Annotated in this window: 15 protein-coding genes and 1 pseudogene; 11 read left to right on the top strand and 5 right to left on the bottom strand. The window is 72.2% G+C overall.

The features are described 5' to 3' along the window. Positions 1-65: 65 nt before the first annotated feature. The 4 genes from ACZ68P_RS09185 (at position 66) to ACZ68P_RS09170 (ending at position 5,537) form a co-directional block, all read left to right on the top strand. Positions 66-302: a DUF2630 family protein gene (locus tag ACZ68P_RS09185; protein ID WP_365713626.1), complete on the top strand. Its 237-nt coding sequence runs from the start codon at positions 66-68 to the stop codon at positions 300-302. Between the two features lie 195 nt (positions 303-497). Continuing rightward, entirely contained in the window at positions 498-2,576 is a 2,079-nt protein-coding gene (locus tag ACZ68P_RS09180; protein ID WP_471004412.1) for an FUSC family protein, read from the top strand. A 380-nt stretch (positions 2,577-2,956) separates the two neighbouring features. Beyond that, positions 2,957-4,429 carry an APC family permease gene (locus ACZ68P_RS09175; protein ID WP_471004410.1) on the top strand — a complete coding sequence of 491 codons (1,473 nt, stop codon included), beginning with the start codon at positions 2,957-2,959 and terminating at the stop codon, positions 4,427-4,429. 127 nt (positions 4,430-4,556) lie between these two features. Next, the gene (locus tag ACZ68P_RS09170; protein WP_471004408.1) at positions 4,557-5,537 is read left to right on the top strand and encodes a hypothetical protein; all 981 of its coding nucleotides are present in this window, start codon (positions 4,557-4,559) and stop codon (positions 5,535-5,537) included. A gap of 15 nt (positions 5,538-5,552) precedes the next feature. On the opposite strand, the gene ACZ68P_RS09165 is transcribed toward ACZ68P_RS09170, so the two are convergent. Continuing rightward, positions 5,553-7,601, bottom strand: a complete 2,049-nt coding sequence (locus ACZ68P_RS09165; protein WP_471004406.1) for a PhoX family protein — start codon at positions 7,599-7,601, stop codon at positions 5,553-5,555. A 401-nt stretch (positions 7,602-8,002) separates the two neighbouring features. Between ACZ68P_RS09165 and ACZ68P_RS09160 the strand changes: the two genes are divergently transcribed. Further along, positions 8,003-9,925 (top strand): VWA domain-containing protein, encoded by a 1,923-nt coding sequence (locus ACZ68P_RS09160; protein WP_471004404.1) that lies wholly within the window; start codon positions 8,003-8,005, stop codon positions 9,923-9,925. 77 nt (positions 9,926-10,002) lie between these two features. Here the strand turns inward: ACZ68P_RS09160 and ACZ68P_RS09155 are convergent, their stop codons facing one another. Together ACZ68P_RS09155 and ACZ68P_RS09150 are read right to left on the bottom strand one after the other, a co-directional pair. Beyond that, complete coding sequence (locus ACZ68P_RS09155; protein WP_471004402.1) at positions 10,003-11,103, bottom strand: sensor histidine kinase; 1,101 nt, start codon at positions 11,101-11,103, stop codon at positions 10,003-10,005. Beyond that, the gene (locus ACZ68P_RS09150) at positions 11,103-11,756 is read right to left on the bottom strand and encodes a response regulator transcription factor (protein ID WP_471004400.1); all 654 of its coding nucleotides are present in this window, start codon (positions 11,754-11,756) and stop codon (positions 11,103-11,105) included. Before ACZ68P_RS09150 ends, ACZ68P_RS09155 begins: the two co-directional genes overlap by 1 nt. 124 nt (positions 11,757-11,880) lie before the next feature. Between ACZ68P_RS09150 and metG the strand changes: the two genes are divergently transcribed. Next, positions 11,881-13,488, top strand: a complete 1,608-nt coding sequence (gene metG, locus ACZ68P_RS09145) for a methionine--tRNA ligase (RefSeq protein WP_471004398.1) — start codon at positions 11,881-11,883, stop codon at positions 13,486-13,488. A 66-nt stretch (positions 13,489-13,554) separates the two neighbouring features. On the opposite strand, the gene ACZ68P_RS09140 is transcribed toward metG, so the two are convergent. Continuing rightward, positions 13,555-13,773, bottom strand: coding sequence for a DUF397 domain-containing protein (locus ACZ68P_RS09140; RefSeq protein ID WP_471004396.1), 219 nt, complete (start codon positions 13,771-13,773; stop codon positions 13,555-13,557). Next, a pseudogene (locus ACZ68P_RS09135) lies at positions 13,770-14,650 on the bottom strand (helix-turn-helix domain-containing protein). Before ACZ68P_RS09135 ends, ACZ68P_RS09140 begins: the two are co-directional and overlap by 4 nt. A 156-nt stretch (positions 14,651-14,806) precedes the next feature. Between ACZ68P_RS09135 and ACZ68P_RS09130 the strand changes: the two are divergent. From ACZ68P_RS09130 to ACZ68P_RS09110, 5 genes are all read left to right on the top strand, one after another. Next, positions 14,807-15,244, top strand: a complete 438-nt coding sequence (locus ACZ68P_RS09130) for an ATP-binding protein (RefSeq protein ID WP_471004394.1) — start codon at positions 14,807-14,809, stop codon at positions 15,242-15,244. A gap of 292 nt (positions 15,245-15,536) precedes the next feature. After that, entirely contained in the window at positions 15,537-16,487 is a 951-nt protein-coding gene (locus tag ACZ68P_RS09125; protein WP_471004392.1) for a helix-turn-helix domain-containing protein, read from the top strand. A 138-nt stretch (positions 16,488-16,625) separates the two neighbouring features. Beyond that, on the top strand, positions 16,626-17,024 hold the full coding sequence (locus tag ACZ68P_RS09120) for an SseB family protein (protein ID WP_471004913.1): 399 nt from the start codon (positions 16,626-16,628) through the stop codon (positions 17,022-17,024). Continuing rightward, complete coding sequence (locus tag ACZ68P_RS09115; RefSeq protein WP_471004390.1) at positions 17,021-17,668, top strand: hypothetical protein; 648 nt, start codon at positions 17,021-17,023, stop codon at positions 17,666-17,668. Before ACZ68P_RS09120 ends, ACZ68P_RS09115 begins: the two co-directional genes overlap by 4 nt. Beyond that, entirely contained in the window at positions 17,668-22,314 is a 4,647-nt protein-coding gene (locus ACZ68P_RS09110) for a putative T7SS-secreted protein (RefSeq protein WP_471004388.1), read from the top strand. The genes ACZ68P_RS09115 and ACZ68P_RS09110 overlap by 1 nt, the downstream gene beginning before the upstream one ends. Positions 22,315-22,331 lie beyond the last annotated feature (17 nt).

Raw genomic sequence — 22,331 nt, 5'->3', positions numbered from 1 at the left:
GGCGTCTCGACCTGCGCTCGGGGCCCCGATCAGCCACGCTTGAATACATGAACCACTTCGACCGCATGGACGACGACCAGATCCTGGAGAGCATCGGCACGCTCGTCGAGGAGGAACGCGCCCTGCGGCAGCGCGTGGGCGGACTGCTCGACGAGGAGCGCTCCCGACTCGCCGAACTCGAAGTGCAACTGGACCAGTGCTGGGACCTGTTGCGCCAGCGCCGCGCCAAGGCCGAGTTCGGCGAGGACCCCGACACGGCGGCCGTCCGCCCGGCGGCCGAGGTGGAGAACTACCGCAGCTGAGAAGGAGGCCCGACCCGGCCTGCCCGGCCGGCCGGCCGGAGGAGACGACCACCGCTGCCGTCGGCGTCGACACCCCGCTCCAGGCACGCTCTCCGTTGAGACGATGCGCCCGGTCGCCGATCCCCCGCGGCCGAGACGGCACGACGCGGAGCGGTCGCCCCGCGTACGGGCCGACGAGCGCCGTACGTTGGTCGCATGGCGCGCACCCCACGGCTCACCCCGCCCTCCTGGCTCACCGCCGGCCTGCGGCCCCAGGCCGCCCCCGTGCCCTGGGCCGCCGTCGCCCGCGCCTCGATCGCCCTCTCCGTCCCCCTCGCCGTGGGCATGGCCGCCGACCGGACCGTCTACGGAGCGCTGGTCTCCATGGGCGCCCTCTCCGGCGTCATCGGCGACACCGCCGACGCGTACCGGATGCGGATCTTCAACATCGCCCTCCCGCAGCTCTTCGGCGCCCTCGGCGTCACTCTCGGCACCCTCGTCTTCGGCCACGGCTGGCTCGCCGTCGCCGCGCTCACCCTCGTCGCGCTGGTCTCGGGGATGATCTCCTCGATCGGCGCCGTCGCCTCCGTGTCGGGCCTGGTCCTGCTCCTCAACGCCGTCGTCGGCGCGGGCCTGCCCATGCCCGACCCCTGGTGGAAGGCCCCGCTCCTGCTCACCCTCGGCGGGGGCTTCGTCCTCGTCCTGACGCTGCTCGGCTGGCCGCTGCGCGGCAAGGTCCCCGAACGCGCGGCCGTGGCCGGCACCTACCGGGCGGTCGCCGACCTCCTCGAAGCCGCCGGTTCCGACACGTACGAAGCCCGACGGCAGGCCGTCACCACCTCGCTCAACCAGGCGTACGACCTCATCCTGGGCCGCCGTGCCCGCCAGCACGGCCGGGCCCCGTCCCTGGTCCGCCTCCTCGCGCAGCTGAACGTGGTGATCCCGCTGGTCGAGGCGGCGCCCGCCGCCCATCTGGCGGCAAACCGGTTCCACCGGCCGCTGCCCGACGAGATCCCGGCGGCCGTCCGCGCGCTGGCCGACGCGGTCGAGGAGGGCCGCACCCGCGCCGACGTCCTCGACCTGCCCGAGGCCACCCGGCCCTCCGAGAAGGCCGTCGACCGGGCCCTGCGCCACGCGGCGAGCGTCGTCCACGAGGCCGACCCCGGCCATCTCGACGCCGCCGACCGGCTCGGCCGCCCCGCGTCGCTGCGCGTCCGCGCCCGCCGCACCGCCAGGGCCGTCCTGTTCTCCGGGGCGTCCTGGCGGTACGGGCTGCGGCTCGCGCTCTGCATCGGACTCGCCCAGTCGCTGGTCTCGCTGATCGCCGTGCCCCGCTCGTACTGGGTCGCGCTCACCGTCACCTTCGTGATGAAGCCGGACTTCGGCTCGGTCTTCTCCCGTGCCGTGCTGCGCGCGTTCGGCACGGCCCTCGGGCTCGTCGTCGCCGCGCTCGTCCTCGCCGAGGTGCCCCGGGGATGGTGGGACGTGCCGGTGATGATGGTGCTCGCCGCCCTGATCCCCGCCTTCTCCGCGAAGGGGTACGCCTTCCAGACGGCGGCGATCACCCCCGTCATCCTGCTGCTCTCCGACCTCCTCAACCGGCAGGGCTTCGACCTGGTGCTGCCCCGGCTCTACGACTCCCTCATCGGCTGCGGCATCGCGCTCGTCGCCGGATACCTGCTGTGGCCGGAGTCGTGGCACACCCGGATCGGCGACCGGCTCGCGGACGCGGTGGCGGACACCGCGACCTACGTCCGGTGCGCGTTCGACACGGACACGGGCACAGCCACGGCCACGGCGGCCGGCACGGCGAGCGGAAGGGACGGGGCGCCCGAGGACCGGTCGGCACAGGAACGGGTTCAGGAGCGGGCGGCGGCCCGGGTGCGGGCCCGGCGCGCCCTCTTCCGCGATCTGTCGAGCGTACGTTCGGAGTTCCAGCGGGCCCTGACCGAACCACCGCCGGCCGGCGCCCTGGCCTCCGCCTGGTGGCCGCTGGTCGTGGCCGTCGAGCGGATCGTGGACGCGACCACCGCCGCCCGCGTCCGCGTCGACCACGGGGCACCGGCCCCGGAACCGGCCGAGGTGGCCGAGGTGGAGCGGGAGTTGCGCGAACTGGCGGACAACCTGCGCCACAGCGCCGTACTCGTGGAGGTCAGGGCGCGACTGACCGAGGACGAGGACGGCGTGCTCGCGCCCCTGCGCCACGAGGTGCGGGCGGCCCGCGCGATCGCCTCCCCGCGGACCGACCCGGACGAGGCGGCGCCCGGCGAGTCCCGCACGACCACCCCGACGTAGACCGGCCGGGCGGCCCGCGTCACCCGGGACGACGGAGCGACGGCCGCCGGACCCGGCAGGACATCGTCACGGCGGCCGACCCGACCCGGCAGGACATCGTCACGACGGCGCCTGTGGACCCGGCCAAACGGAACGAACTCGCCGGGCCGTCACACCCCTTCCCGGCCGGCGTCGCCGCCCGGCACCACGCCTGGGGGCCTGGGAAGGAACTTACCGACGGTCACCCAGTGGAACCCTCCCCGCCGCCGTTACCGGAATCCACCGGGGCGACTACGATGCGCTCGATTCACCTTGACCCGTGCTCCCACCGGGCCATCCGGCCCGACCGGCACGGTCACCCCGTCCTGCGCCATCTCCCCGTGCCATCCAAGGACATCGCCATGCGCACCACGACCGGCAGAGGGCTCCAGCCCAACGTCCTCGGGACCTTCGACACCATCGTCATGGCCGTCGCCGGCAGCGCACCCGCCTACTCCCTGGCCGCCACCACCGCCGTCCTTTTCGGCGCGGTCGGCCTGGCGGGACCCGCGGCACTCCTCTACTGCGCGCTGCCGATGCTCGGGATCGTCCTCGCCTACGCGCGCCTCGGCCGGATCGACGTCAACGCGGGCGCCGGGTACTCCTGGGTGGGCCGCACCCTCCACCCCTTCCTCGGCTTCCTCTCCGGCTGGGCCCTCGTCGTGTCGACCACCATCTTCATGGTCGCCGGATCCCTGCCCGCGGGTGCGCTCACGCTCTCCCTCGTCGACCCCGAGCTCGCCGAGAACACCCCGCTGGCCGCCGCCGTCGGCGCCGGCTGGTTCCTGATGATGCTGCTGGTGGTGCTGGGCGGCGCCCGGCTCACCGTACGAGCCCAACTGGTCATGTCGGCCGTCGAGATGGTCATCCTCGTCGGGTTCGTCCTCGCCGCGCTCGCCCACCGCGGGCACGCGACCGCGTTCGACTGGTCCTGGCTCGGCTTCTCCCACTTCGACGGGGCCTCCGGCTTCGCCGCGGGCGCGCTGATCGCCGCCTTCTACTTCTGGGGCTGGGACGTCACCAGCAACCTCAGCGAGGAGACGCGCGACAGCCGCCGTACGGCGGGCATCGCCGCGCTCGTCGGCGTCGGCGTCGTCTTCCTCCTCTTCGAGGCGTTCACCATCTCGGTCAACGTGCTGCTGACCGCCGGGCAGATCGAGGCGTCCGGGGCCAACGTCCTCGCGGTCCTCGGCCAGGAGATCTGGCCGGGCGTCGGGGGCAAGCTGCTCGTCGCGGCCGTGCTGCTGTCCACGGTCGCGACCCTGGAGACCACCCTCATCCAGGTCACCCGCTCCCTCTTCGCGATGGGCCGCGACCGCACCATGCCGGCCGCGCTCGGAACCGTGCACCGCCGCTGGAACACCCCGTGGGTGGCGATCGCCGCGGTCGGCGCGGCCGCGCTGCTGATGTTCGGCGCGGCGGCGGCCGCCGGTTCGGTGGGACGGATCCTGCGCGACGGCGTCGCCGCGATCGGCCTCCTGATCGCGTTCTACTACGGGCTCGCGGGCATCGCCGCCGTCGTCGCGTACAAGTCGGTGCTCCTGTCCTCCCTGCGGCACTTCCTGCTCGGCGGGGTGTGGCCGCTGGCCGGTTCGGCCTTCATGCTCTGGGCGTTCGTCGAATCGCTGGGCGAGCTGTCGACGACGGCGCTGACCATCGGCCTCGGCGGGCTCCTCGTCGGGGTGGTCCCGATGACCGTGTACTGGCGCAAGGGCAGCGCCTATTACCGCCCCGCCCGGCTCGACGCGGTCAGCGCGCTGGCGGCGGTGGACCCCTTCGCGGGCGGCCCGGCACGGGCCCGCCGCGCGGACGAGTCGCTGGCCACCGACTTCTGACAACCGGCGCCGCCCGTCGACGGCATCGGGCCGGCCCCATGCCCCACCGCTCGCGGACCCGCGGTCCCACAGATGATCAGCACCACAGCCGTAGCCGAGTCTTCGCGTCTTCGAGGGAGGAAAGCCGATGCACGTCCGCCGACGCTCGGGCCGTGCGGCCCGCTTCACGCCCGACTTCGACCCGGACCACGGGGACCGCCCGCTCACCGAGGCCCGGCAGGACATCGTCATCGGCCGCTGGCAGGGCGTTCGGGACCTGCTGGCGTCCACCGCCCAGAACCCGGCCCGCCGCACGCACCGCCTGCGGCTCCTCGCGCACGCCGCAGCGGGCAGCTCCGCGGTCGAGGCCTGGCGGGCCGCCGAACCGGACAACCCCGACGCGGCGGTCCTGCGGGCGGCGACCGAGGTCGTACGGATCTTCGACACGGCCATCGCGGCAGGGCGGGGCGCCGCCGTGGACCGGGGGCGGCTCGACGCGACCGTCGACACCTGCCTCGCAGCGGCGCAGGCGGCACCCGGCGACCCGATGCCCTGGGTCTCCCTCCTCACGGTGGCCCGCCTCCACGAAGGCGGCGTGCCGCGCCGGCAGCTGCGGCAGTGGTTCGACGAGGTCCGGCGGCGCGACCCGTACCACGTCGAGGGCCACGCCCAGCTGCTGCGCTACTGGTCGGCGCGGTGGCACGGCACGCACGGGGCGATGTACGACTTCGCGCGCGACGCGGCCGGCGTGGCTCCGCCCGGCTCCCCGCTGCCGGTCCTGGTCCAGCTGGCCCGGGTCGAGGAGTACCGCTACATCGCCGACGGGGCCCTTGGCAGGGGCCCCGTGCGCGGCTTCGACCAGCACTGGAAGCACGAGCTGGCGGTCACCGAGCTGCGCCGGACGTACGCCCGGTGGATCGGCGGCCGGGAGCCGGGCCGGCCCGTGGACCCCGAGGAGGTCGTCGACCTGAACTATCTGGCCCACGCGGCCTGCTACGCCGGCCAGGTGGAGATCGCGCGGGAACTGCTCGGCATGCTCGGACCGCGGGCGTCGTGGGTGCCGTGGTCGTTCACCGGCGAGCCGGCCGAGCAGTTCGTCCGCTTCAGGGAGGGCCTGGGGGTGGTGTGAGGCCCCCCGTCGGGCTCAGACGCCGATGTCCCCGCCGTCCTTGCGCCAGACGGCGACGACGGACGGACGGACGATCTTCCCCGGTCCGTCGGGCCACACCGAGGCCGGCTTCTCGACGGACGCGCCGTCGATCTCGCCGGGGTGCTGGACGGCGACGAGGACCCGGCGGTCCTGGATGATCGGGCCGCAGGTCTCGGCGCCCTTCGGGACCGTCAGGAACTGCTTGAGCTCACCGCGCCGCTCGCCCTGCGTGGCGACACCGAACAGGCCGTCGTGCGAGCCGAGCTGGTTGCCGTCGGTGGAGATCCACAGGTTGCCGTACGGGTCGAATGCGACGTTGTCCGGGCAGGAGATGGGCGAGACCTTCTCCTTGGGGAAGCCGGCGAAGTAGGTGGCCGGGTCGTTCGGGTCGCCGGCGACGAGGAACAGCCGCCAGGCGAAGCCGTCGGAGGCCGGGTCGTCCCAGTGCTCGGCGAGCTCCAGGATCTGCCCGTGCTTGTTGAGGTTGCGCGGGTTGGCCTCGTCGGCCGGGGCCTTGCCCGCCTTGCCGCGGTCGGAGTTGTTGGTGAGCGCGACGTAGACGCGGCCGGTGCGCGGCGACGGCTCGACGTCCTCGGGGCGGTCCATCTTGGTGGCGCCGACCTTGTCACCGGCGAGGCGGGTGAAGACGTACACCTCCTCGGCCGTCATCCCGGGCACGTGCGAGACGTTGCCGGTCGCGAGGGGGATCCACTGGCCGGAGCCGTCGAACTCGCCGTCGTTCGGGAGCTTGCCGGTGCCGTCGACGTCCTGCGGGCTGTCACCGGTCAGCTTGGCGACGTACAGGGTGCCCTCGTCGAGCAGGGTGAGGTTGTGGGCACGGGCCGCCCGGGAGTTGCCCTTCTTCATGCGCCTGGACGACACGAACTTGTAGAAGTAGTCGAACCGCTCGTCGTCGCCCATGTAGACGACGGGGCGGCCGTCCTCGGTCAGCCGGGGCTGCGCGGCCTCGTGCTTGAAGCGGCCGAGCGCGGTGCGCTTGCGGGGCGTGGAGTCGGGGTCGTACGGGTCGAGTTCGACGACCCAGCCCTGGCGGTGGGCCTCGTTGGGCTCCTGCGCCAGGTCGAAGCGCTTGTCGAACCGCTCCCACTTGCGCTCGGTGGCGCCGGTGCCGATGCCGTACCGCTTGTCGGTGGCGCTGGAGCCGTTGGCGAAGTACTGGTTGAAGTTCTCCTCGCCGTGCAGCGTGGTGCCCCACGGGGTGGTGCCGCCGGCGCAGTTGTTGAGCGTGCCGAGGACCTTGCGGCCGGTCGGGTCGGCGGACGTGCGCAGCAGCGCGGAGCCGGCGGCCGGACCGGTCAGCTCGAACTCGCTGGTGGTGTGGAGCCGGCGGTTGAGCGGGTGGCGCGAGACGGGCGTGAGCCTGCCCGAGCGGTGCTCCTCCTGGACCACGACGACGGACAGGCCGTGGGCGGCCCAGGCGATCTCCACCTGCTCGCGGGTCGGGTTCGCCGGGTCGTACCCCTTGAACATCAGGATCTCGTCGGTGTACTCGTGGTTCGCGACGAGGACCTGCCGCCCGTGCTCGCCGCGCAGCGGCAGCAGGGACAGGAAGTCGTTGTTGTAGCCGAACTGGCCGGCCTGCGCCGCGGCGGTCTGCTTGTCGGCGTCGAAGGCCGGCGCGCCGCGGAGGATCGGCTCACCCCAGCGGATGACGACGTTCTGGGAGTAACCGGCGGGCACGGTGACCTGGTCGGCCGTGTTGGGCGCGACGGGGGCGAACCGCAGGCCACGGGCGCCGTCGGTGCGGCCGGGAGTGCCGGGCTTGGGCGTACGGGCCTCGGCGACGGGGGCGTTGCCGACCGCGAGGCCGGTCCCGGCGGCGGTCGCGACCGTCACGACGGCGGCTGCGCGCATCATGGAGCGGCGGGAGAGGGCGCCGGCTATGACGTCGCCGACGTACTCGTTGTCGCTGGTGTTCGGCACCTCGTGGAAGCAGGCGTCGCCACAGCGGAACCGGCAGGTGAGGGCGGAACGGCCGCCTCCGTGCGGGTTGGTGCTCAGCAGCGGCAGCAGTTTGCGCACTTCGTCCTCCTCCGGCGCAACCCTGCGCCGACATGGTGTCGGGAATCCGTCCGGCGGTGACGTTATGTGTGCACATCCGCGCGGGGGCGGCGCCGGAGTGAACGACGGATGAATGCGCGGCGACCGGGGTGGCGGGCGTCCCGGCGGGGGTACCGGCGGGGGCGCCGCGACACCGCGTGTCGGGGCGCCGAAGGCGACACACCAGGGGCCGCTAACCTTACGTGTCCGCCCTGGCCAGGGATGATTCACCCAGTACGGACATACACCGCACCCAACTCATGCGAAAGGCCTCGCCCATGGGCATTCGGAGCTTGCTGCGCAAGGTGTTCGGACGCGACCGTGCGGACCAGCACGTCGAAACTACGGCAACCTCCGTTCCGCCCCAGACGGCGTCGGAACGCGTGACTCCCGACGGGGCGGGCTCGGTGACGCTCCCGTCCCCGACCCCGCCGGACGAGGCCGCGAAGCGCGCGGCGGACGACCTGGTGGCGGCCGCCTTCGACAACCCGAAGGTCCCGCAGGCCCGCACGTCGACGACGGCCCGCGAGAGCGTGCCGGCGGGCGCGGGGTCGGCGGGCACGGGACCCTCGTCCGACGAGCCCGAGGGCCCGGCGGACGGAGCGGGCGTCCCGGCCGCCCGCGACGGCGCCCCGGCCCCGGCGGAGCCGGAGACGACCGCGATCGAGGAGCCGCTGGTCACGGACGCCCACGGGAAGCCGTCCGAGACGGAGACGGCACCGACCGCCGACGCGCCCTCGGACACCGACGAGACGGTCGCGTCGGACGAGCCCGTGGAGGCGAAGGCGGACGCGGAGACCGCTGTGGCCGAGACGGCTGCCGAGGAGCCGGCCGAGGCGGCTGCGGAGACCCCGGCTGCCCAGGAGCCGGAAGCGAGCGCCGCCGAGGAGCCCGCCGTCGCGGACGCGCCGGCCGAGGCTTCCGGGGAGACAGCGGCTGCCGAGGCCGACGCCCCAGCGGAGGCGGAAGCGACCGCCGAGACGGCTGCCGCCGAGGAGCCCGCCGTCGAGGCCGAGGTCCAGGACCAGGCGCCCGAGCAGGCGGCTGAGGTGGAGACCCCGGCTGCCGAGGAACCGGCCGTCGAGGCCGAGGAGGCCTACGCCCCGGCGGAGCCGGAAGCGACCGCCGAGACGGCTGCCGCCGAGCAGCCGGCCGTCGAGTCCGAGTCCGCCGTCGAGGCGGCCAAGGAGACCGGGGCGGTGGCCACGGACGAGTCCGAGGCGCCCGCGGACGCCGAGGCGACCATCGCGGACGAGCCCGCCGAGGCGGCTGCCGAGGTCCCGGCCGACGAGCCCGAGGACCAGGCGCCCGAGCAGGCAGAGACCCCGGCCGACGAGGCCGACGCCCCGGCGGAGCCGGAAGCGGCCGCCGAGGAGCCGGCCGTCGCGGACGAGCCCGCCGAGGCGGAGGCCGCGCCGGAGACCGACGCGGACGCGGACGAGCCGCAGGCGCCCGCCGCCGAGGAGGGCTCCCTGCCGGAACCGGCCGTCGCCGCCGAAGCGGAGGCCGAGACCGAAGCGGACGCCGAGACCGAAGCGGACGCCGAAGCCGCCCCCGACGCCGAACCCGTCGCCGCCGCCCCCGCCGCGGAACCGGCCCCCGACGCCGAACCCGTCGCCACCGCCCCGGCCGAGGTCGCCGACGGCGCCGTGCCCGCCGTCGCCCTCGCCGAGGTCAAGGCGAGCGCGCCGCAGCTCGTGGACGCCTACAAGGCCGCCGGGACCGTGCTCAAGAAGCAGGGGCTCACGGGGGCGCGGGCCGCCGTGTACCTCGTCGTGGACCGGTCGGGCTCGATGCGCGGGTACTTGAAGGACGGCTCCGTCCAGCGGATCGCCGAGCAGACCGTCGCCCTCGCCGCCCACCTCACCGAGGACGCCACCGTCACGGCCGTCTTCTTCTCCACCGACATCGACGGCACCGCCGAGCTCCGCCCCGAAGGCATCGACGGCCGCGTCGACGAGATCAACGCGGGTCTCGGCCGTCTGGGCCGCACCAACTACCACCGCGCCGTCGAAGAGGTCCTCGCCCACCACGAGAAGGCCGACCCGACCCGTCCCGCGTTCGTCGTCTTCCAGACCGACGGCGCCCCCGAGTCGAAGACCGCCGCCACCGAGGCCCTGGCCCAGGCCGCCGACCGCCCGATCCACTGGCAGTTCGTGGCCTGGGGCGAGGAGGACAACAAGGCCTTCGACTACCTCCGTAAGCTCACCGCCCCCCGTACCGGCACGTTCTTCGCCGGACCGACCCCCGCCGAGACGGCGCACCCCGCCTTCTTCCGCGGGCTGCTCGCCGACTGGCAGGTCTGACACACGAAGGAGGGGTGGCCCGCCGATCGGCGGGCCACCCCTCCTTCGTGTCCGGTCCCAGGGGCCCGGGTCCCCGTCTAGCGACGGCCGGCGGCCGCGATCCCCGCCGCGGCGACGGGCAACGTCACCGTCACGACCAGGCCGCCGCCCTCCTCCTCGCTCCGGGCCACCGCGTCCGCCGCCCCGCCGTGGGCGCCCGCGATCGACCGGACGATCGAGAGGCCAAGCCCCGCGCCCGGCCCCATCCGGTCGCGGCCCTCGCCCCGCCGGAAGGGCTCGAAGAGACCGGGCAGGTCGGCGGCGGCGACCACCGGGCCGGTATTGACGACGGTCACCACACCGCACCGCGCCGTCACCTCCACCGTGCCGCCGGGGACGTTGTACGCGACGGCGTTCGCGACCAGGTTCCGTACCACCTGGGCCAGGAGCACCCGGTTCCCCCGGACGGTCCCGGCACCGCCCGTGCGGCAGTCGATCCCGTACCTCTCGCACTCCTCGACGACCACCGCCCCCAGGTCCACCTCCTCCCGCTCCTCCAGGCCCCGCTCGCTCCGCGCCAGGACCAGCAGCCCCTCGATGAGCCGCTCGCTGCGCCGGTTGGTGTCGAGGAGGACCTGCTTCACGTCCGAGGAGTCCTCGATCCCGATCTGGATGGCGGCCCGCTGGGTGGCGAGGGGGGTGCGCAGCTCGTGCGAGGCGTTCGCGATGAACCGCCGCTGGCTGTCGAAGGCCCGCTCCAGCCGTCCGAGCAGCGCGTCGATCGTGTCGCCCAGCTCCTTCAGCTCGTCGTCGGGGCCGCTCACCGCGAGCCTCTCGTGCAGGGTCCGCTCCGAGAGCCGGCGCGCCCGTGCCGTCATCTCGTGCACAGGCCGCAGCATCCGCCCCGCGGTCCACCACCCCACGGCGACCGCCGCGAAGGCCATGGCGGCGAGGGCGAGGCACGACCACATGAGCATCTGCTCGCCGGCCGCCCGGCTGACGTCACCGCTCAGCCGGTAGGCGGTGACGGTCTCGAACGGCGCCACCACCCGCACCCGCGCCGCGATGGCCTCCGCCTCCCCCTCCGTACCGGCACGCGACAGCAGGTTCACCACCGCCAGCAGGCACCCGCCGAGGACGACGAAGACGCCTCCGTACACGAGCGCGATCCGGGTGCGGATCGTGGAGCCCGCGCCCATCACAGGGCGTACCCCACGCCCTGCACCGTGCGGATCAGCGCCGGCTCCCCCAGCTTGCCCCTGAGCTTGCTCACGCAGACCCGCACGGCGCCGGTGAAGGGGTCGGTGTGCGCGTCCCAGGCGCGTTCGAGGAGCTCCTCGGCGGAGACGGCCGCGCCGTCCGCCTCCAGCAGGATCTGCAGCACGGAGAACTCCTTGGGGGAGAGGTCGAGGCCCCGCCCGTCCCTGGTCGCCGTCCTGCGGGCGGTGTCGACCAGCAGGCCGTCCTTCGCCAGCAGCGGCGGTACGGGGCGGGCGCTGCGCCGTCGCAGGGCCCGGACCCGGGAGACGAGCTCGGGGAACTCGAAGGGCTTGCCGAGGTAGTCGTCCGCGCCCAGGTCGAGCCCCTCGACGCGGTCCTCCAGGGAGGCTGCCGCCGTCAGCATCAGGATCCGGGTCCGGGAGGTCCCGGCTACCAGGGCGCGGGCGACGTCGTCGCCGTGGACGCGCGGCAGGTCGCGGTCGAGGACGACGACGTCGTAGTCGTGCAGCCCGAGGTAGGCGAGGGCGGCGTCACCGGTGTAGACGGTGTCGACGGCGAAGCCGGCCCGCCTCAGTCCGGTGGCGACAAGCTCCGCGAGGACCTGCTCGTCCTCGGCGACCAGTACGCGCATGATCACTCCCTCGCCGCTGTGCACGGTCCTTTCTACGCCGGGGAACGTTTCGCGGACCTCTCCGCGCTCCCGGCCCCCCTCGGCGATGTGAGTGGATCTTCGGCAGACCGTTAGGATTTCGACCATGGCGGCCACTGGATCCGAGAAGCAGGGGGCGAAGGCGTTCTACGTCTCGACCCCCATCTACTACGTCAACGACGCTCCTCACCTGGGCCACGCCTACACGACCGTCGCAGGCGACGTGCTCACGCGCTGGCACCGTCAGCGCGGCGAGAAGGTGTGGTACCTCACCGGCACGGACGAGCACGGTCAGAAGATCATGCGCACGGCCGAGGCGAACGACGTCACGCCCCAGGCATGGTGCGACAAGCTCGTCGAGGAGGCGTGGAAGCCGCTCTGGGAGCACCTGAACATCGCGAACGACGACTTCATCCGGACGACGGAGAAGCGTCACACGGACCGCGTGCAGGAGTTCGTGCAGGACCTGTACGACAAGGGCGAGATCTACAAGGGCGGGTACGAAGGCCCGTACTGCGTGGGCTGTGAGGAGTACAAGCTCCCGGGCGACCTCATCGAGGCGGAGGACGGCACGAAGCTGTGCCCGATCCACAAGAAGCCGGTGGAGATCCTCAAGGAGGAGAACTACTTCTTCAAGCTGAGCGTGTACGGCCCGAAGCTCCTGGAGTTCTACGAGGCCAACCCGGGCTTCATCCAGCCGGAGTCCGCGCGCAACGAGGTCGTGAACTTCGTCAAGCAGGGGCTGCAGGACCTGTCGATCTCCCGCTCGACGTTCGACTGGGGCGTCCCGGTGCCGTGGGACGACAAGCACGTCATCTACGTGTGGGTCGACGCGCTGCTGAACTACGCGACGGCCGTCGGCTACGGCTCGAACCAGCAGAAGTTCGACGAGACGTTCCCGGCGAACGTGCACCTGGTCGGCAAGGACATCCTGCGCTTCCACGCGGTGATCTGGCCCGCGATGCTGATGGCGCAGGGCCTGCCCGTGCCCGGCAGGGTCGCGGCCAACGGCTGGCTGATGGTCGGCGGCGAGAAGATGTCGAAGTCGAACCTGACCGGCATCAAGCCGCAGGACCTCACCTCGCACTTCGGCGTGGACGCCTACCGCTGGTACTTCCTGCGGGCGATCGCCTTCGGCAGCGACGGCTCGTTCTCGTGGGAGGACTTCACCGCCCGCTACACCTCCGAGCTGGCCAACGACTACGGCAACCTGGCGTCGCGCGTGGCGGCCATGGTCGGCAAGTACTTCGACGGCGCCCTGCCGGCCTCGACGGCCGACGGCGACGCGGAGACGGCGATCCACGAGGGCCTGGCCAAGGCGGTCGAGACGGCCGACCGGAAGATCGGCGAGGAGCTGGACTTCCAGGGCGGCATCCTGGCGATCTTCGACTTCGTGAAGCAGGTCAACGGCTACATCACGGAGCAGGAGCCGTGGAAGGTCGCCAAGGACGACTCGGAGGCGGGCCGCGCCCGCCTGGCGACGATCCTCTACACGGCGGCCGAGTCGCTGCGCGCGGTCGCGGTCCTGCTGAACCCGATCATGCCGGAGACCTCGCAGGCCCTGTGGGACTCGCTGGGCGCCGAGGCGACCCTGGGCGCCCTGGCGGCCCAGCCGGTCCAGTCCTCCGCCACGTGGGGTCAGCTCCCCGCCGGCACGACGGTGACGAAGGGCGCGGTGCTCTTCCCGCGCCTGGAGGAGCCCAAGAAGGACTGACGTCCGCTGCTCCACGTACGGCACGCGGCCCGCGCCTGGTTCCCACCAGGAGCGGGCCGCGCGTCGTCACCGAGGCCGGCCGGCCACCGCGTACGCCACGAAGCCCGCCCACGCAGTCGGCGTCAGCGCGAGCTGCGGGCCCTCGACGCACTTGGAGTCCCGGACGTGGACGGTGCCGGGGGCGGTGGCGACCTCGACGCAGGAGTCGCCCTCCGGGCCGCTGCTGTGACTGCTCTTGAACCACGCCAGTACGGAGGCGTCGCCGGCGGGGGCCTTGCGGATCATGTCTCTCCCAGCAGTTGCTCGATAAGGGCCAGTGACTCCCTTGGCGGAAGCGCCTGAGCCCGGATGGTGCCATACCGCAGCTCAAGAATCCGCAGCTGTTTCGGCTCGTGCGTCGGGCGCCCATTGAACGCACCGTCGGAACGCCCCACCGCTGTGCCGTCCTCGAACTTCAACAGCTCGATCCTCCCGCTGAGGCCAGGGTGAGCATCACTTCGCGTCGGCATGACCTGGAGCGAGACGTTCTTCATGCGTCCCACCTCCAGCAAGCGTTCGAGCTGCTGCCGCCACACCATTGTGCCGCCGACACGGCGCCTCAGCGTCGCCTCTTCCTGGACGAAGCTGAGCGCCGGTGCCGGCGACCGGTCGAAAACCGACACTCGCGCCATGCGTGCGACCACAAGACGCTCCACCTCCGGCCCTGCGTACGAGGGTTGCCGTGCCTCGAACAGGGCTCGTGCGTGCGCGGGAGTCTGCAAAAGGCCATTCAGGCTGATGCACTCGTATACGCCGATCTCCACCGCCCGGGCCTCCAGCTTGGCCAGTTCCCGGACCTCTTCGGGTACCGGACCTTCGCCACGTCCTCCTTCATGGCCGAGAGCAGCCCACCCGCCCCCAGGACCTCGTCCGCCTTGTCCAGGAACTCGGGGCGGGGGATCCGCTTCCCGCTCTCGATCTTGTAAATGAGGTCCTCGCCGTATCCGACAGCGAGGGCGAACTCGGCGGCGCGCATGCCCACCGCTTCCCTCCGCAGCCGCAACTGCCGTCCCACCGTGGCGATGACGGCCACGCCCCAGTCGTCGTCCGGGTCGACCTCCCACCCCGGGTCGTCCGCCTCGGTCGTGAGCCGTCGTACCCCGGTCTCGCCGTCCACCGACATGCCCGCACCCCTCTGTCCGCCCTCTCGTGCCGCGACGCCCCTACCCCTCCGACGAGTTCGGACAGCCCGGACAGCAGTGGACAAGCTCCGGACAGTCACCCTACGCATCGGAATCGTCACTGTTCACGGTAGGCGAGGGCGGCCACGCTCGGTGAGGTGAACCAGAAGAACGCCACCCGTCCCCAGCCCTCCTCAGCAGCCCGTTTCGAGGTCCTGCTGTCCCCCACGCCGCGCGGCGCTCGGCTCGCCCGGCTGCTCGCCGTCGAGTGGCTGCGGACGCGGCACGAGCTGCCTTACGGCGTGACCGAGGCCGCCGCGCACCTCGTCGCGGAGCTGGCGGCGAACGCCGCCACGCACGGCCGCGTCGCCGGCCGGAACTTCCGTGTCGCGCTTCTGGCTCAGGAGGCTGTCCTCCGGATCGAGGTGACGGACACGCGGGCCGACGCGCTGCCCCGCCTCCGGCCGCCGTCCCCCGACGGGGGCTCCGGACGCGGGCTGCTCCTGGTCGAGGCGCTCGCCGACCGCTGGGGTGTCGAGCCAGGTCCCGTCCCTCGGAAGACCGTATGGGCGGAGCTCGATCTTCTACGCTGCTGACCTGCCCAAACGCCTCGGGCGCCGAACGCCGGGAACGCGGACGCCGGTAGGACGGCCGGTCTTCCCACATAACAACGGAAGAGAAAGAAACCGCACCAAGCCCCACCCCTCCCCCCGCTCGGCAGCCACTCACTCACTCGGGTGAAAAACACCAACTCGGCTGGCTTTGGGATGGGTTGCTTGATCTACGCTCAGCGCGACAGACCACCTCACCGCTGACATGCGTCGGCCCTCGCCGGGACCGCTAATCCCGAGGCGAGGGCCTGACCATCAAGGAAGAAGAAGCTTCCCGATGGATACCCAGCACACTAGCGTGCGCCCGCACGCCCGGTCCCGTAACGACTGGAAAAACCACCCCACGGAGCGAGTCCGCGAGGCAGCGCGCCACGGCGGCGTCATCCACGACAACACCCGCCACACCACACGCTTCGTCGTGGTGGGCAACCACCTCGCCCAGCACGTCGCACTGTCGCTGATCGCCATCGGCCTGTCCGTCCACATCCAGTCCCTCCCCAGCGGCGCCCAGGTCGACATCGCCTCCCTTGCGAGCCGCTTCCCCGAGGGGAAGACCCGGATCGCGGGCGCCCTGCGCGAGTTGGAGACCCACGGCTATCTGCGCCGGACGCGCGTGCGCACCGAGGGGGGCCAGATGGTCACCCGCACGGTCTCCTGCAACCAGCCCGGCCGCACCAGCGCCAACACCGGCACGGGCACCGGCACCGGCACCGGCACCGGCACCGGCACCGAGGATGAACCGACGCCCGAGGCCCCGCCCCCGCCCTCTCCGCCGCCCCGGCGCGGCGCCGACCGGCAGGACCGACGCCGCGCCCTGCCCGCCGTACCGCAGCCCGCGTACCCCGCCCCCGACCTCCTCCGGACCGCCCTGGGGGTCCTCTCCGGACTGCGCCGCGAGGACCCCCGCCTCCTGCTCTCCGCCACGGACGCCGACCACCTCGTGCCGGGCGTCGCCGCGTGGCTGGAGCGCGATCTCACCCCCGAGGCCGTCCAGCGCGCCCTGACCGCCGACCTGCCACGGGAGCCGCTGTACCGCCCCGCCGCCTTTCTGGCCCACCGCCTCGACGCCAAGCTCCCGCCCCTGCCACCGCTCGGCACGACGGCCCCGGCCACGAGACACCCCCTCCAGAACTGCGACACCTGCGACCGGGCCTTCCGCGGCCCAGAACCGGGCACCTGCGCCGCCTGCCCGCCAACAAGGCCGTTGCTCACGGAAATCCTCGCGTGACAGCATGTGCGGGTGGATGTGAACGGGGATGACATATCGCAGCCTCAACGGGCTTCCAGACTGACCGACTTGGCGGACACGCCACTCCCGGCGACGCCGCCGGAGCGGGACCGGAGGGACACCCCGGCGGCTCCGACCCTGACCACGCCCGACGGGGAGCCGGCCTCCGAAGCGGCGCTCGCGCGGCGGGAGTTTGCGCGGTTGCTCGGCGAATTCCGGCGCACAGCCGTCCTGGTGCCCTTCGACGACCACGGAAGCCTGTGGACGGCGGATCAGAACGGCGTCCGGTGGATCTGCGCGTTCTCCGACGAGGAGGCCCTGGCGCGGTTCGCTCGGGCGCGGGGGGACGCGGGCCGCGAGTGGGCGTACCGGACGGTCCTCGGCGCGCGGCTGCTGGATGTGATGGTGCCGATGCTGCCGGGACCGGCCGGGGTGGCGCTGGACGCGGGCGGTGCGGACGGGATGCTGTTTCCGCCGGTGGCGGGGATCGTCCCGGACGCGGTGGCGGTGGATCTCGGGGGAACAGGGACGCGATGAGTGGGAACGAGCCGGAACTCGCGGCGCCGGCGGCGGCGCTGGCGGAGATCGTGAAGGGCATCGACCTGGCACATTCCGAGCTGAAGGATCTCGGGATGATCGGGGAGGCGTCGACGGGCCGGGGGTTCTCCGACCTGGCGCTGTCAGGGCTGGAGTTGGGGCACGGCGGCCTGACGTCCGAGTTCGAGACCTTCTGCAACCGGTGGGAGTGGGGCGTACGGGCGCTGACCCTTCGGGGAAACGGTTTTGCACAGGGTGTGGGCCTGTCGGCGGGCTCGTTCGCGGAGCAGGAGCAGTACATCAAGGACTCCTTCAAGATCGGCGCGAACTCCCTCAACGGGAACCCGCACCTGTCCGAGGACGAGGTCAAGCAGATGCGCTGGGACACCATTCGCGACCAGCACATGTGGGACGGCGCCGACTGGACCCCCGAGTCGTTCACCGGGGCGCACCAGGAGGTCGAGCAGACCTGGAAGAACACGGCGTACGACGTCGAGGACTCGCTGCTGGACTCGATGGAACGCTCGGGCGCGCTGGATCCGGCGCTGCGTGACGGGATGGACGAGGAACTGAAGGACATGCTCGATCCCGATCAGGCGACGATCGACCAGGCCGAGCAGCCGCGGTGGGGGGAGAACCGCTGATGGCGGGCTTGGGCGGGGTGGACTGGGGCGGTCTGGTCGACAAAGGCATCGACAAGATCGGTGACGGCATCGACAAGGGCAAGGAGCTCGTCGGCGAGGGCGTCGACTACGCGACCGACAAAGCCGGCCAGGGGCTGCGGCACTACGGTCACGACGGCATCGCCGAAGTCGTGGAGGACTGGGGCGACGACACCGCGTCGTCCCTCGGTGCGGAGGTCGGGGAGAAGCAGCTCGGGCAGACCGAGGAAGCGAACGAGCTGGTCCACGGCAAGCCGGAGAGGATCGCCGCGGCGGTGAAGAACCTGCGGGACTTCCAGCGCGCGTTCGACCTCGTCGGCGGCGGGATGAAGAAGCTGGACCCCAGCCACTGGAAGGGCGAGGCGGCCAACGCCTTCCGGGAGAAGTTCCGGACGCTGCCGACCGACTGGCTGCACGCGGCGGACGCGATGGAGAACGCGGCCAAGGCGCTGGAGACGTACGCGCAGGCGATCGTGAGCGCGCAGGGCAAGGCGCGCGAGGCGATCGCGCTGTACAAGGAGGGCGACAAGGACTCTCGGACGGCACACGACGCCTACGAGAAGAAGGCCGCCGCCTACGACGCGGCCCGCCACGGGGACAGCCCGCTGCCCCACCCCGGGGAGTTCTCCGACCCGGGCGAGACCAAGCGGCGACGCGCTCGCGAGATCCTGAAGGACGCCCGTCACGCGCGGAACGAGGCCGGCGAGACGGCGAAGGCGGCGGTGCACGCCGCTCTGGCCCACGCGCCGAAGGAGCCGACCGGCCGCGAGAAGGCCAAGCTCGAACTGATGGACTACGGCCTGAGCCAGGGCATCGAGCTGGCCCACTTCGGCGGAGGCGTCATCAAGGGCACGGCGGGCCTGGTCAACTTCGTCCGCTCGGTGAATCCGACGGACCCGTACAACCTGACCCACCCGGCGGAGTACTACAAGGGCGTCAACATGACGCTCGCCGGTCTGGTCTCCACGGCGGCGAACCCCGACAGGGCGTTGAAGAACGCCTGGGACGCGGCGAAGGGCGACCCGTCGGAGTTCCTCGGCCGGCTGCTGCCGGAGCTGATCGGCACCAAGGGCGGCGGGGTCGTCAGGGGCGGCCTGCGGGCCGGCCTGAACGGCACCAAGCACCTGCCCGACGGGCCCGGCAAGCCGGGCGGCAGCCGCGGGGACCACGAGAAGGACCCGGACAGCACCGCCAAGGAGTGCAGCAAGACGGTGTGCAAGAAGGACCCGGTCGACATCGCGACCGGGCGCATGCTGCTTCCCCAGACCGACATCGCCCTGCCCGGCTCCCTTCCCCTCGTCTTCCGGCGCACCTACGACTCCTCGCGCCGCTCGGGACGCTGGTTCGGCCCGACGTGGTCGTCGACGGTGGACCAGCGCCTCGAGATCGACTCCGAGGGCGTGGTCTTCAGCTGCGACGAGGGCAGCCTCCTCGCGTACCCACACCCGGCCCCGGGTGTCCCGGTCATGCCCACGCACGGCCGGCAGTGGCCGCTGGACAGGGTCGGCGACGGCTACACGATCACCGACCCCGACACCCGCCGGGTCTGGCACTTCACGGACCACGACGCCGGCCTCGCGCTCCTGGCACAGGTCGACGACCGCAACGGCCGCTGGATCACCTTCGAGTACGACGAGACGGGCGCCCCGGCGTCGATCGTCCACCACGGCGGCTACCACCTGAGGCTCACCACGAGCGAGGGCCGCGTGACGGCCCTCCACCTCGCGGGAGCGGCGGAGGACGGATCCGACCAGGAGATCCTGCGCTACGGCTACACCGACGGCCACCTGACCGAGGTCACCGGCTCCTCCGGCCGCCCCCTGCGCTTCGGCTGCGACGAGCACGGCCGGATCACCTCGTGGACCGACACCAACGACAGCCGGTTCGACTACGTCTACGACGAACGGGACCGCTGCACCTACCAGTCGGGCGCGAACGGCCACCTCGAAACGACGTTCACCTGGGACGACGTCGATCCGGAGAGCGGGCTCCGCATGACCGCCGTCACCGACGGCATGGGACACACCGAGCGCCACCTGATCAACGACCGCGCCCAGGTCGTCGCCGAGATCGACCCGCTGGGTGCGGTCACCCGCTACGAGTACGACCGCTTCCACCGCCTCCTGTCACGGACGGACCCGCTGGGCCACGTCAGCCGCTCCACCTACGACGAGCAGGGCCGCGTGACGGTGCTGGAGCGTCCGGACGGGCGGCGGGCGCGGGCCGAGTACGACGAGGACGGCTTCCCGGTACGGATCATCGGCGCCGACGGCAACACCGTGCGCCAGACCTTCGACGCGCGCGGCAACCGCACGTCGGTCACCGCCCCCTCGGGCGCGCGGACGGAGTTCGCCTACGACGAGGCGGGACGGCTCACCTCGGTGACGGACCCGCTCGGCGCCACCACCCGGCTGGTCCTCGACGCCCGGGGCCTCTCCGTCGAGGTCACCGACCCGCTGGGGGCCACGACCCGCTACGCACACGACGCCTTCGGCCGTACGGTCCGCGTCACCGATCCCCTCGGCGCGGTGACGCGGCTGGAGTGGACGGTCGAGGGCAGGCCGTCCCGGCGCGTCGCGCCCGACGGCACAGTGGAGTCCTGGACGTACGACGGCGAGGGCAACTGCCTCAGCCACACGGACGCGGTGGGGGCCACGACCCGCTTCACCTACACCGACTTCGACCTGATGACCTCCCGTACGGGCCCGGACGGGGTGCGCTACGAGTTCTCCCACGACACGAACCTGCGGCTGACACGGGTGACCAACCCGCAGGGACTGACCTGGGACTACGCCTACGACGGGGCGGGCCGGACGCTCGCCGAGACGGACTTCGACGGCGGGACGCTGGGCTACGCCTATGACGCGGCGGGCCGGCTGGTCTCCCGCGTGAACGGCCTCGGGCAGACGGTCCGCTTCGAGCGCGACGCCCTCGGCCGGATCGTCCGCAAGGACGCCGAAGGCGCGGTGACCACCTATGAGTACGACGTCTTCGACGAACTGGCGGTGGCGACCAACACGGACGCGAGGCTGGAGCGCCTCCGCGACCGCTACGGCCGCCTCACGTCCGAGACGGTCAACGGGCGGACGCTGGCGTACGCGTACGACGAACAGGGCCGTCGGGTGGGCCGGACGACGCCGGGCGGCTCGGTCAGCACGTGGTCGTACGACGCGGTGGGCCGCAGGACGGGCCTCACCGCCTCCGGCCGTGAACTCGCCTTCGCCTTCGACGCCCTGGGGCGCGAGGTGGAGCGCACGGTCGCGGACTTCGTGTCGCTGACGTCGTCGTACGACGTGATGAGCCGGCTGACGGCTCAGCAGGTCACGTCCCGGTCCGGCAACCTCCAGCACCGGGCGTACGGCTACCGCCCGGACGGCGGACTGGTCTCCGTCACGGACGGCCTCTCGGGGACGCGCCGCTTCGACCTCGACCCGGCGGGCCGGGTCACGGCGGTCCGGGCGGACCGCTGGACGGAGCGCTACGCGTACGACGAGGCCGGCAACCAGACGGAGGCGGACTGGCCTTCCACCCACCCCGCCCACGCGGCGACCGGCCCGCGCGCCTACCAGGGAACCCGGATCACCCGGGCGGGCGCCGTGCACTACGAACACGATGCCCAGGGCCGGCTCGTCCTGCGCCGCAAGACCCGCCTGTCCCGGAAGCCGGACACCTGGCGGTACGCGTGGGACGCGGAGGACCGCCTGACGTCGGTCACGACTCCCGACGGCACGGTCTGGCACTACGCGTACGACCCCCTGGGCCGCCGAATATCCAAGCGGTCGGCGCTGGAGACGGTCCACTTCACCTGGGACGGCACGACCCTCTGCGAACAGACGACCGCGGACGTCACCCTGACCTGGGACCACGCGGGCCTGCGCCCGCTGTCCCAGACGGAACGCCGCACGGGCACGGACGACGAACGATTCTTCGCGATCGTCACCGACCTGATCGGCACCCCGACGGAACTCGTCGACGAGTCGGGCGCCCTGGCATGGCGCACCCGCTCCACCCTTTGGGGCACGACCACCTGGACCCGCGACGCGACGGCCTACACTCCGCTCCGCTTCCCGGGCCAGTACTTCGACCCGGAATCGGGCCTCCACTACAACCACTTCCGCTACTACGACCCTGAATCGGCCCGCTACCTCACCCAGGACCCCCTGGGCCTGAGCCCGGCCCCGAACCCGTCGACGTACGTCCACAACCCCCACACGTGGAGCGACCCACTGGGGTTGTCGCCGTGCCCGCCCCGGATCGAGGGTGGCGGCTGGGATCTTCGTGGAGATGTGGACCCATTGAGCATCATCCCTAAGGACGCCGTTCAAGAAGCCTGGAAGCCCATCCCCGGTGGTGTCGAACACGGCATCAAGTGGAAATGGACAGACGATGTCACGGGAAAGACGGTTCGTATGCGCGTCCACGGTCCCGACCTCGGCCCACATGCCGGCCCCAATGCCAGCAGCGGCCCGATCTACAGGATTCAAATATCGCACCAGTTCCAGGACGAGGCGGGTAATCTATATCACGCTCAGATCGGAAACCCGAATAGTCCGAACTACAATGAAAAGGCAATCAATGACACCCACATTCCATGGCCCAGCCATCTGCCAGTACCTTACCCGCAGTAGTTCGGAAGGTGGGACCA

The sequence above is a fragment of the Streptomyces sp. NPDC036822 genome, assembly GCF_055609145.1.
This window is presented reverse-complemented; position numbering and strand designations above follow the sequence as displayed.